The following is an 11,586-nucleotide window of genomic DNA, read 5'->3' as shown; positions in this document are numbered from 1 at the left end:
CAATCAGTCCTAGCCTAACGGTCATTGCTCCGCTGCAGGAATCCTGATCATGTCGCCACTTGTACGCTTACTCGCCAGCTTCATCGCCTTGATGATGGCCATGGGTATTGGCCGCTTTGCGCTCACTCCGCAGCTGCCGCATTTGCTCAGCGAAGGTCAGATCGACCTGACTGCCGCTGGTCTGATTGCAGCGGCCAATTACCTGGGCTACTTCATCGGTGCCGTGGACTCGATGTTCGCCCGTCGCCCCGAGCAAGTCCGCCGGCGCTTGCTCGGCGGATTGTGGCTGTGCGTGCTACTGACCCTCGCGTCGTTCTGGGCCAAGGGCTTCTGGCCGCATCTGGTTTTGCGCTTCGGTACCGGCGTAGCCAGCGCCTGGGTGCTGGTAATGATCACCGCATTGAGTCAGCCATTGGCGATGGCCGCCGGGCGTCCACGGCTTGGCGCTCTGGTATTCGCCGGGCCGGGATTGGGGATTTTTCTGACGGGCTTGCTCGCTCTTGGCTCGAACCTGTTGGGACAAAGCTCTGCGACCTTGTGGCTGGCGTATGCCGGCGTAGGCCTGGCAATGCTGTTGGTGATTCTGCCGATCCTGCCGCAACCGACCGCGAGCGTGGCAGCCATCCCCACGGCCGACGCCTCAAAGAGTGCCGGTATCCCGCGACTGGGTTTGATCTACGCACTGTACGGCCTGGGCTACATCATTCCTGCGACCTTCCTGTCGCAGATGGCCAGTGCCCGCTTTCATGGTCAATGGCAGGCCGATTTGTTCTGGCCGTGTTTTGGTCTGGCGTCCGCCACCGGTGTGCTATTGGTGAGTTTGCGCCCGCATAACCCCAATGCCACGCGGCACTGGCTGATCGCGAAGCTGTGGCTGCAAGCGGCCGGGGTCTTCGCTTGTCTGCTGGGCAGCGGTCTTGGTCTGGCCCTGGGGGTGATTCTGTGTGGCACGCCGTTTCTGGCCTGCATGCAATTGGTGATGCAACGCTCGCGAGAACTGGCGCCGCAGGCCACCCAGCGCAACGCCGGCCTGCTGACCGCGTGCTTTGCCGTGGGTCAGCTCAGCGGGCCATTGCTGGCCGCGCTGAGCAGCCACTTCAGTGGTGGCTTGCAACCGGCGTTGATGGTGGCTGGCAGCGGCATGCTGGTAGCCGGTGGTTTGCTGCTGCGTCCACTCAACGCTCCAGCGCTTTGCGCAAACGACGGCGCACCCACTGTTCTGCGCTGACAAACGTGATGCCGAGCAACACCAGCACGGCACCGACGATAAAGTTGACACTCAATGGCTCACCGAGCAGCAACACCCCGAAGGTGACACCAAACAGCGGTGTCATGAAGGAGAACACCGCGAGGTTCGACGCCAGGTAACGGCGCAGCAGCCAGAACCACGTCAGGTAGCTGAAAAACGACACCACCAGTCCTTGGAACAGCACGCTGGCCACCGCCACCTGAGTCAGGTGGACGTGGGTGACCTGCCCGCTTAGCGCGGCAATCAGCAACAAACCGAGAAAACCGACGATCAGTTGATAAAACAGGGTCAAGGTCGCCGGCGCTTCCGACAACCGCGAGGCGCGCACGACCACGGTCGTCGCGCCCCAGGCAGCCCCGGCCAGAACGCCGAACGCATCGCCGAGCAGCATCCGCCGGTCCAGATTGTCCCAGGACACGCCCCCGGCAAAGGCCACGGCAATGCCGATAAACGCCAGCAAAATCCCCAGCCATTGCAACCGTCGCAAGCGCTCGCTCGGCAGCAGCCAGTGCACGCCCAATGCGGTGAAGATCGGCGCGGTATAGAGGAACACCGACATGTGCGCCGCCGTGGTCAGTTTCAGGCCTTCGGCGATGAACAAAAACTCGGTGGCAAACAGGCCGCCCGCCAGCAAACCGCCGCGCCAGGTGCTGCCGACCTGGTTCCAGCCGCCCTTCCAGCAGATCAGCAAACCCACCAGCAATGCAGAAATCCCGGAACGTGCGGCGGCCTGCATCACGGGTGCGATGTCCGCCGCCGCCCATTTGATCATGACCTGCTGGATACCCCAGACCAGGCACAACCCGAGCATCACTTGCAGGGCAAAACCATCGGCGCTGCGCCGAGTAGGAATCACCGCGAAACCTCGCGAACGGTTAACGACATGGCAGTTACTCAATAAAAACAAAATGCCCCGGTACTTGGCCGGGGCAATCAGGTCAGGTCAGCTCGGCTCAGCTGAGTTCAATTCGATCCGCATGAATGACGATCTGGCCGTTCTTGTAGAGCGCGCCGATGGCCTTCTTGAAGTTGCCTTTGCTGACGCCGAACAAACTGCTGATCAGCGCCGGGTCGCTCTTGTCACTGACGGGCAAGGTGCCGTTGTTGTCGCGCAGTTTGGCGAGAATCTTCGAGTTCAAGCTGGTGGCTGCTTCTTCGCCCACGGGCTGCAGGCTCAGGCTGATCTTGCCGTCGGCGCGGATCTCCTTGATGAAACCCTTCTCTTCCTTGCCGGCACGCATGAACTTGAAGATTTCGTTCTTGTGGATCAAACCCCAATGCTTGTTGTTGATGATCGCCTTGAAACCCATATCGGTCGCTTCGGCTACCAACAGGTCAACTTCCTGGCCGGGTTTGTAGTTGGCCGGGGTTTTGTCCAGGTAGCGATCCAGACGCGCGGTCGCGGTGATACGGCGGGTGTGCTTGTCGAGGTAGACGTGCACCACGCAGTATTCGCCCGCGGTCATCTGACGCTTTTCTTCGGAATACGGCAGCAGCAGGTCCTTGGGCAGACCCCAGTCGAGAAACACACCGATGCTGTTGACTTCAACGACTTTAAGACTGGCGAAATCACCGACCTGAACTTTCGGCTTTTCAGTAGTTGCGATGAGTTTGTCATCGCTGTCCAGATAAACAAAAACGTTCAGCCAGTCTTCATCTTCGCTGGGAATATCTTTGGGGATATAACGATTCGGCAGAAGGATTTCGCCATCCGCGCCACCGTCCAGATATAAACCAAAGTTAGTGTGTTTAACCACTTGCAAGCTGTTGTAGCGCCCGACTAAAGCCATTTCCAATACCCTCATTGCTTGGGCGGCATTCTACCCGGTTTTGCCGGTGCTGTTGGGTGACTGGCCGGCTTGCGAAGAAAAATCCGCTGCAAGGCTCATTTTTCCTGGGTTTTGCACCAGGGCAGAGCCCGCTCGTCAGACCGTCCGGACGGTATTCTGCTGATATCGGTAAGCCATACACGGTACTTTTCAGGCCTGCGTTCTTATTCAAAACAGCAGCTTAGGTGATTATTGCGAATAGCAACTTATGAATAATCGACCCCTACCCTCGGTTATTCCAGGGGGATATTTACCAAGCAATTGTCAAGTATTTCCTGTACGATGCCTGGCCAAGTTAATTTTCTACAGGTTAATGGCCGCCATGCGTGTAAAAGCATCCAACAGCAAAGCAAAGCCAGCTCCAGCCGTTGAAACCAGCGAATCGATCAACAACCAGATTGCTGCTTTCCTCAAGTCCGGCGGCGAGATCCAGCAAATTGCCAAAGGCGTCAGCGGCCAGACATTCGGCCCGTCCAAACAGATCACCCTGGGCAAAAAGTAATACCCCCCTCGCGTCACCCTGGTCCCTAAGCGCTTTGAGCTTCGAAGCGCTAGGACTGGAACCCTCCTCCCCTGCAACATCCTTCAAGACCAAACGTGCGTTCTATTTGATCAGCTGAACGACCGGGTCCATCCTGCATTCAGATACCAGAACTACGCCCTTGCAAGGATTGGCTCATGTCGCGCTGGTTGAAACACCTGGCCCTGTTCCTGACCCTGTGCCTCTCACTATCGGCCTGCAACCGAGTGAGCCTGGCCTATCGTAATCTCGACATCATCATTCCCTGGACGCTCAACGACTACCTGGACATGAACAGCGAGCAGAAAGGCTGGCTCAGCGAACGTCTCAAGGAACACCTCACTTGGCATTGCTCCACGCAAATACCCGGCTACGTCGACTGGCTCGACCGTTTGCAGCAGATGGTCGAAACCAATCGAGTCACGGACGCCGCACTGCAAGCCCGCATCCTGGAAGCCAAGCAAGCCATTGCCCAGACCGCCCGGGAAATCACCCCGTCGGCGGTCGAGTTGTTGCAAGGCTTGAATGACCAGCAGGTCAATGAAATGAAACAGGCCTTCGCCAAAGACCAGCGCGCGCATCAGGAGAAATACCTCAAAGCGCCGCTGGCACAGCAGATCAAACATCGCATCGAGCGGATGGATAAACGCGTGGACGACTGGCTTGGTCCGCTCAACACTGTTCAGGCGCAGCGGGTTGTTGCCTGGGCCAACGCGTTGGGCGAGCAAAATCAGCAATGGATCGCCAACCGCGCTCATTGGCAGGCACTGTTCAGCGCAGCAGTGGAACAACGTCACAGCAGCGACTTTGCGCAACGCATCGAAACCCTGCTGGTCGATCGCGAGACCCTATGGACCCCGGCGTATCGTCAGGCTTACACCCACACCGAAGCCGAGGCGCGCAGCCTGATTGTCGACCTGATGGCCGACAGTACCGCCGATCAACGCCAGCACTTGCTGAAAAAAATCGACAAGATGCGCAGCGATTTCAGCGCATTGAAGTGTTTAAAAGTAGCGGGAGCCTCTTAAGCGATCTGCGCTTTAGACGCCACTTCATCAAAGGTCGCCGGGTCCAGTGCATCCACCTGCTCGTCGAGCACCTGCCGTGGATGGTCATTGCCCGTAATACTGCTGTCGATCATGCTCAGCAGACTCGAACCGCGCGGTGTCAGGATGAAGTTCTCGCCGTTACCACCTTCGCTTTCGGGGCGTGACTCGATATAGCCACGGTCCAGCAGGAGCTTTTCATATTCGGTGGCGGTCACTTTCAGCTCATCCAGATTGCCGATCGGCTCACCCTCTGCAGCCTTCGCCGCCGCATGCTGCTCGGCGTAGACGCGCGGGGCAAAGCTATGCTCGGCGCTGTTCTGCACTTCGTGCAGCATTCGTTCAAGCAAATCCCAGTTATAAGCCGTCATCCGATATCAACCTCCAGACAGAGAGTGAAATGCCTTTCATAGGTTGTGACCGGCGCCATCGATAGCCGTTCAACCTGGTTGTCATGCGGGTAGATCTCGGCGACAACCGATCAGCGGCTTGTCGATTACAGCGTCGGCCAAACGACTAGGCTGTGTAAGCCACAACACGCCCACCTCGCAGGAGGAACAGTCATGAACAGCGTGCAACAGCATAAGATCGTGTCCCGAGAAGAATGGCTCGCGGCCCGTAAACAGCATCTGATTCACGAAAAAGCCTTTACCCGGGAGCGCGACAAACTCAGCGCCGAACGTCGCGCACTGCCCTGGGTAAAAGTCGACAAGAACTATGTGTTCGAGGGCCCCGACGGGCGGCAAAGCCTCGCCGATCTTTTCGGTAGCAACAGCCAGCTGATCGTCTATCACTTCATGTTTGGCAAGGGCTGGAAAGAAGGCTGTCACGGCTGCTCGTTTCTATCCGACCACATCGACGGCGCCAACCTGCACCTGGCCCACCACGACATTTCGCTGGTAGTGGTTTCCCACGCGCCACTCAGCGAATTCCAGGCGTTCCGCAAACGCATGGGCTGGAAGTTCAAATGGGTCTCATCGGCCGGCAGCGACTTCAACGCCGACTACAAGGTGACCATCAGCGATCAGGAACTCGCGGACGGCACCGCGACCTACAACTACGAAAAAAGCACCAGCACTGAAGGTGAACTGCCGGGGCTGAGCGTGTTTTATCGCAATGACGCCGGGGAAATCTTCCACACCTATTCCACCTACGCTCGCGGTCTGGACTTGCTGGTCGGAGCCTATAACTACCTCGACCTGACGCCCAAGGGCCGCAACGAAGAGCAAGGCATGAAATGGGTGCGCCATCACGATCGTTACGAGACCGCGCCAGGCGCCAAAGACTGTGGCTGCGAGTAATGATGCTGCCGGCCCCTCGCCCCGGTTGGGGCGAGGGAGTGCAAGCGCCCTCTCCACTCGAAGACGTCCGCCACAAAAAATGCATTAACGCATTATAAATTTGCGCTAACGCATATTGCATCCTAAGGTTACAGCGAGACCCGATCGGAGCAGGCCATCGAAAATGGCAAATAGCGCAAGCCGATACCTCACCCGCTAAAAAGCAGTTTTATTTCAATTAGGTACACATACCCAAGCTGGACGCTTACGTTTATTCATGGAGGATGAATCATGTTACTGACTGAAGAAACACAGTTTAAAAGTTCGGCCACCGGCGAAGCCCTTCCCAAATGCCTGTCCCAACACCTTATCAACCCTGAACTGGCCGAAATCGAAACATCGGTAGAGCAAGCAGCGTTGGCCGCTGCCAGTCTCAATTTCAGCATGCAGCGGCAAACCCAAACCAACTGGTGCTGGGCAGCGGTTTCGGCGTCTGTTGGCAACTATTACGGCACCGGGTCCTGGACCCAATGCGTTGTCGCCAACGATGAACTCGACAGGAACTCCTGCTGCAACCAGCCGGGCCCCTGCAACGTTTACGGCTATCTGGACTCGGCCCTCAGGACCACAAGAAGCTTTGCCAGCATGAGCCAGGGTTCGATTCAAATGAGCGCCATCGAAAAACAGATCAACATGGGAAGACCCATCGGCATACGCGTTGCCTGGTATGGCGGTGGTGCTCACTTCCTGACGTTTTATGGGACCAACGGCAACTATGTACTAGTTGCAGATTCCATCTATGGCTATTCCACGCGCGCATTGACTTCGTTCCCCGGCTCATACAACAGCGGCGGCAACTGGACCAACACTTACTTCACCCGGAAAAACTAGGAGGCATCATGAAACTTTCTTACCCAATGGCGCCTTCCAACGGCGTACAGGCACTGCGTCCCGCTCTTCAAGCGGCCTTGCAGACACAAGGCTTTGGTATCAACCGCCAGTTTGCAAATGCCGTCCCGAGCAAAATCAGCCTCTCCGAACCTTACCGTGGTTATTCACTGAGCCTGGAAGACTTGACCCAGGGTAAAGGCTTGAAAGCGGCCACCCAAGGTAACTGGCACTACCTGGTGTTTTCCGATGGAACGACCATTGCCGATGCAGAGCTGACCGAAGCACACGGCAATGTCGAGTTCTCATCGGTGAACCATGGCGCTATGGCCCCCGCCACCGTCAGCGCGCTGAACCTGGCAGAAAACTCGGCGAGCCTGCAGGGAAAATCCTATGAGCTAAGAGTGTTGTTTGTCTCGGCACTGCACTTTGTGGCGATCTGGCTGCATGCAAACGACGCGAGTAATGAGGACGTCATTATTCCGATAGAACCGACACCCAAGAGCCTGGCCGGTACGCAGTTGTATAACGAGGCAAAAATACTCGCCCTGCTGACGCCTGCCGCCAACCAGACCAAAAAACTGTTTGATGCGGACACTACGGGATTGTTGGGGAGTTAAATCAGCTGTTGGTGAGCTGAAATGTAAAAAAGCCCGGACAGTGTTCGGGCTTTTTGGTGAGTGTCTGGTTCTGAAACAGGTGTGAACCTTGTTCAGGGCGGGATCGGCTAATGGGTGTCCCCTTTTCCGCATCGGTATCTGCGCACACGGCAACTGTCAGTTCCGGAACAAACCTACAAACAAACCACCTGCGTCAGACCTTAGGTCGATTGACTGACCTCGCCCCACTCCCTATCCTCGCGCCTGTCACGACTCATTCGTGATCGGGTTTGACGGCTCGGCAATTCCAAGATGCGCATGGTTCCTCAACTTTGCTCGTGCACTTGTGTGCCCGCTGCACAGCTTAATGGTAACTGTGTGCGGGGCACTTTCGAGTGCGCCGGGTATCTTGGACCGGTCCGTCAACCTGCGCACAGTTGCCACCCTATTTCGTTTGACGGCGACCCAGTGGCAGCTCTCTGACTTCCAAGGAGCTACACCCATGACCGATCCAACCACAAAATCCACCCCCTTCGCCCGCTGCGACCACATCGACCACTACCTGTTCGCCGTCCAACCCGACATCCCGTTACTCGACGCACTCGAACACGCCTCGGTCTACCTGAGCTGCGCCGAAGCCCTCGCCCATCAAGCCCCCACCGCCACCACCCCGGAACACATCGTCTCGTTACGCTGGGCCAGCCAGCAGATGCTCGGCACCGCCCGCTCACTGCTCCAGGCTTCGATCGACGGACTGCACGCCGCCCAACCGGGAGAGGACGCATGAACCCGCACATGCCGATGACCAACAACGATTGCGACATCCCGGTGCTGCTGGTCGCCACCCAAGCGCCGCTGGAGGTGCTGCACAGCAACGCCGCTGCACGGTTTCTGGCGGTCACGCAGATGATGGAAAGCCTGGCCAGCCTCGACATTGCCCATGCCAAAGGCGCAGACGTGCAGCAAATAGCCCACGCAGCGGCCATGCTGCTGCGTGATGGCTGCGATGTGATGGATGTATTGGGGCGCCAGATTCGGGCGCAGCACTGAAGTAACGCATAGGCTGTTCCCGCACGTTGCGGGGAAGGATGAACTGAGCCTCAGGCCAAGCGTGCAAAATCTTGCAAAGCGATGGTGTTCAACGCCGTACCCCGCGATAACCATTTACCTCATCGCGGGGTACGATTTATTTGAGGGTAAGATTCGTTTTCGGAGTGGGCCCGATGGTGGAGCCTTCCAAGCTGCAATTGATCTGCACCCAAAAGGGGACACCTATTAGCCTTGACTTGAGACCGGCTAATGGGTGTCCTCTTTTCGTCCAGCTCATAGAAGCGATCTTTATGTCGATATTAAAGTTGCCTTCCACAAATCACCATTTTGAGAAAACTCCATACGTAGCGCATATTCCCCATACTCATACCTCATCCATTGATGTACATAGCCGATGAGCATATCGACCCTACCCTCCCCCGCTCTACTAGCAATACCTAACTCTCTAACAACTTCTTTACAGTTCCAGACTTGCGCGACTCGACCAAGCATATCCCCCCTATAAGCTGAATACCCCTCATGATCTTGCACAAAAAAATGCACATGATTCAGTTTCCCAGAACGAAATCCAAATTCCAAACCCGACTCATAAAATTTATAAAACTTAGTTTTCCCTAACGGATCATTATAACTATCTGGAGTTTCTGAAACACTCGGAGACTCTCCAATCCGCCGAAACACATTCTCTACTACGTCCCCAGCCTCTTTTTGACCAAGGGCCAGAACAAAATCCGACCAAATATTCATTATTTAATAACCCCTATTTGCCGATTTCTTTCCACGATTTTTTGAACTGTCTCTTCCACAAGCTTCGAGTCATAACCTCGACTCGTTAAGCTTGTTCGCAATGCGTCTGTATCACGACAAACAGCACCGCAGAGATCCGCCGCATCTCGCTGAATCTGTGCAGGCGTATTTTTTCCGCCATAAGTAGTACCTGCAATATGTACATCTCTCGACACCTCTACAGCAGTAGCATTTTGATATAGAGCCTTCGTTTCCACTTCAGTAAGGGGACGACCTAACTCAGCTTCCTTCGCCGTACGTAACGCAGCAAATGAAGGGATATGATCATGCTCTAGGCCATCTCCAACCACTTCTCTTAATTTCAAATTTTGATAAGAGTCCACCTCAAGCTCTTGAACTGCTGTTTTCGGGGAAGAGCTGCCGGCAGCCTTCCCTGCCCCAAAGAGTATAGCCGACCACTTGGCAAAACTCCCCACCGTTTCGGGCTTGACATCAACACCAAACCGCCCCGCAAAATCGCTAGCAGCTTGCGCTGCTCCCGATGCTATCCCCGCCTCCACAAGGCGAATTTGAGTGGTTTGGTTCATCAACTGAGCAGTCGCAAGTACTCGTTTCATCTCCTCCGGAATATCACCGGATACCCGCGCTTGAGAAATGAGTTCGTGTGTCTTGTTGTAATCCGCCACCAAATCTTGAAATGCTGCTTTACACCCGCTTGGATCAGCGTCGCAAAACGATTTCAGCCGTTTCTCGTTGGCATCATTCAAATCTGCGTATTTGTTTCTAACCTGCTCACAGGTATTAGTGGCAGCACAGGTTCTGGACTCTTCTATTAAGCCCTCAACCTCCTTATGGTTTAGGTAATTGTTAACCGTGGCCTGCTGTGCTACCCATCCAGCTACTTGCTGATCCTTATCACTACCACCGGCCGCCGCCGCAACAGTCATACCCAGCAGTTGAGAAGTCATGGCCAGCACTTGGTTATGAGCTTCGCCAGGAAAAATCTTGTCCCCCACCAGTTGGACCAACGCTTTGTTTGCTCCAGCCGCCAGCGCCGAAGTAGTGAAGTCTCCGCCTGCCGCCTCACCGATCAAACCACCTACTATGGCGTGAACTGCAACCTTGGTCGGCAAACCGCTACCTAACAAACGATCGCCGACCTTGTCGTAGATCGCCCCGCTGAGCATATCTGCGGCCATTCCGATCGCGGCCTGGGCGAGGTTGTCTTTGAACTTTCCGCCATTGGCGACTGTTTTCAACGCAGAGTTAACCGCTAATCGAACACCAACGCTCGCATTCCCTATACCACCGCTGACTCCGGCAACCACATAACCTTTAAGGCTTTCCTTGGAAGTGACATCTTTGAGCACAGCCCCAACGTTGCCTCTGTTGTTGATTGTGCTAATTGCTGCCCCACTGGCAGCTGAGGTCAGCATTGCGGCGGCAGCCACGTTGCCCCATCCAGCGGCGGCGGTTCCTACAGCCGTACCAGCTTCAACCATCGCGGAAGTGCCCGCAGCAGCCATTGCAGTGCCTGAGCCGGCGCCAGCACCAGCCGCAGTCCCCACCGCTGCACTCGCCGCTCCCGCCGTCAGCACCGTGATGATAATAATGATCGCCAGCATCGCCCCTTGGCCCAGCCCGGAATGGCTGTACTTGAAGGACTCGTGCATCTCCTTAACCTGCCGCCAATCCACATCCCCACGCTTCTCGGCGTCTTTGAGCCAAGCCAGTTGTGGGTCGGCCTTGACCATTGCGTCAATGGTCTGGCTAACGGTGTTCTGGTTGATCTGCTTGACGTCGATGTGCAGGCCGTCGACGGCTTTGATCACCAGATTGCCTTGGGCCAGCAGTTTGCTCTGTCGCAGGGTTTCATCAGTACTGCCCTTACCTTCCATAGAAGTCCAGGCGAGGTCGCTGTCGCTCTTCTCATGACTCTCCTGATGCAGATCCTTCACCCCTTCAAAGGTGATGGCGCCACCGCTTTGCAGCGTGATGTCCTTACCGCTTTCAAGCTTGGCCGCCTGATACTTCTGGTCCCCACCGCTGGCCAGTGTCAGGTCCCCGCCGGTCTTGATTTCACTGCCGACGTTCGTGACCTGAGTCACTTCATCGTGCTGGGTTTTACTGCTGCCCCAACTGCCCTTTTTCTTCATGTCATACAGCGAGTAATCGCTGTCTTGTGCGGCCAGCAGTTCAAGCTTGTCGCCCGCCACCAGGTACGCTTCGTCGCCCGCGTTGATGCGGCTGGAAATCAGCGTCAAGTCCTTGCCCGCGCTCAGCGCGACATTGCCGCCGGCGGTGAGAGTGGTGGACACCTGGTGAACATGGTCCTCCTGGCTCTTCACTTCCTTGGTTTTGCTGTACGAGTGCTGCTC

General features: G+C 56.1%; 13 protein-coding genes. 8 read left to right on the top strand and 5 right to left on the bottom strand.

Annotated elements, in window-relative coordinates; all coding sequences use genetic code 11:
• Positions 1-49: 49 nt before the first annotated feature.
• Complete coding sequence (locus tag BK658_RS20650) at positions 50-1,228, top strand: MFS transporter (protein WP_123583931.1); 1,179 nt, start codon at positions 50-52, stop codon at positions 1,226-1,228.
• Here BK658_RS20650 and BK658_RS20645 read toward each other — a convergent pair.
• Both BK658_RS20645 and BK658_RS20640 read right to left on the bottom strand, forming a co-directional pair.
• Positions 1,176-2,105, bottom strand: a complete 930-nt coding sequence (locus tag BK658_RS20645; RefSeq protein ID WP_123583930.1) for a DMT family transporter — start codon at positions 2,103-2,105, stop codon at positions 1,176-1,178. The two genes, BK658_RS20650 and BK658_RS20645, sit on opposite strands and share 53 nt — an antisense overlap.
• 97 nt (positions 2,106-2,202) lie before the next feature.
• Positions 2,203-3,039, bottom strand: coding sequence for a CvfB family protein (locus BK658_RS20640; protein ID WP_019692453.1), 837 nt, complete (start codon positions 3,037-3,039; stop codon positions 2,203-2,205).
• 352 nt (positions 3,040-3,391) lie between these two features.
• Here BK658_RS20640 and BK658_RS20635 point away from each other — a divergent pair, with 352 nt between their 5' ends.
• Together BK658_RS20635 and BK658_RS20630 are read left to right on the top strand one after the other, a co-directional pair.
• Positions 3,392-3,580, top strand: coding sequence for a hypothetical protein (locus BK658_RS20635; RefSeq protein WP_017337097.1), 189 nt, complete (start codon positions 3,392-3,394; stop codon positions 3,578-3,580).
• Between the two features lie 176 nt (positions 3,581-3,756).
• Positions 3,757-4,626, top strand: coding sequence for a DUF6279 family lipoprotein (locus BK658_RS20630; protein ID WP_123583929.1), 870 nt, complete (start codon positions 3,757-3,759; stop codon positions 4,624-4,626).
• Here BK658_RS20630 and BK658_RS20625 read toward each other — a convergent pair.
• Positions 4,623-5,015 carry a transcriptional regulator gene (locus BK658_RS20625; protein WP_123583928.1) on the bottom strand — a complete coding sequence of 131 codons (393 nt, stop codon included), beginning with the start codon at positions 5,013-5,015 and terminating at the stop codon, positions 4,623-4,625. The two genes, BK658_RS20630 and BK658_RS20625, sit on opposite strands and share 4 nt — an antisense overlap.
• A 192-nt stretch (positions 5,016-5,207) precedes the next feature.
• On the opposite strand from BK658_RS20625, the gene BK658_RS20620 reads away from it, so the two are divergent.
• From BK658_RS20620 to BK658_RS20600, 5 genes are all read left to right on the top strand, one after another.
• Entirely contained in the window at positions 5,208-5,945 is a 738-nt protein-coding gene (locus BK658_RS20620; protein ID WP_123583927.1) for a DUF899 domain-containing protein, read from the top strand.
• A gap of 270 nt (positions 5,946-6,215) precedes the next feature.
• Positions 6,216-6,815 carry a papain-like cysteine protease family protein gene (locus tag BK658_RS20615; RefSeq protein ID WP_123583926.1) on the top strand — a complete coding sequence of 200 codons (600 nt, stop codon included), beginning with the start codon at positions 6,216-6,218 and terminating at the stop codon, positions 6,813-6,815.
• A gap of 8 nt (positions 6,816-6,823) precedes the next feature.
• Complete coding sequence (locus BK658_RS20610; RefSeq protein WP_123583925.1) at positions 6,824-7,432, top strand: hypothetical protein; 609 nt, start codon at positions 6,824-6,826, stop codon at positions 7,430-7,432.
• A gap of 481 nt (positions 7,433-7,913) precedes the next feature.
• On the top strand, positions 7,914-8,198 hold the full coding sequence (locus BK658_RS20605; RefSeq protein ID WP_123583924.1) for a DUF3077 domain-containing protein: 285 nt from the start codon (positions 7,914-7,916) through the stop codon (positions 8,196-8,198).
• Positions 8,195-8,461, top strand: a complete 267-nt coding sequence (locus BK658_RS20600) for a short-chain dehydrogenase (protein ID WP_123583923.1) — start codon at positions 8,195-8,197, stop codon at positions 8,459-8,461. The genes BK658_RS20605 and BK658_RS20600 overlap by 4 nt, the downstream gene beginning before the upstream one ends.
• A 288-nt stretch (positions 8,462-8,749) precedes the next feature.
• On the opposite strand, the gene BK658_RS20595 is transcribed toward BK658_RS20600, so the two are convergent.
• Together BK658_RS20595 and BK658_RS20590 are read right to left on the bottom strand one after the other, a co-directional pair.
• The gene (locus BK658_RS20595; protein WP_123583922.1) at positions 8,750-9,208 is read right to left on the bottom strand and encodes a hypothetical protein; all 459 of its coding nucleotides are present in this window, start codon (positions 9,206-9,208) and stop codon (positions 8,750-8,752) included.
• Positions 9,208-11,586: DUF637 domain-containing protein (locus BK658_RS20590; protein ID WP_185019873.1), on the bottom strand; the 2,379-nt coding region annotated here is incomplete at its 5' end. The genes BK658_RS20590 and BK658_RS20595, both read right to left, overlap by 1 nt.

It is taken from the genome of Pseudomonas brassicacearum (assembly GCF_003732175.1).
Taxonomy (GTDB): domain Bacteria; phylum Pseudomonadota; class Gammaproteobacteria; order Pseudomonadales; family Pseudomonadaceae; genus Aquipseudomonas; species Aquipseudomonas brassicacearum_G.
This window is presented reverse-complemented; position numbering and strand designations above follow the sequence as displayed.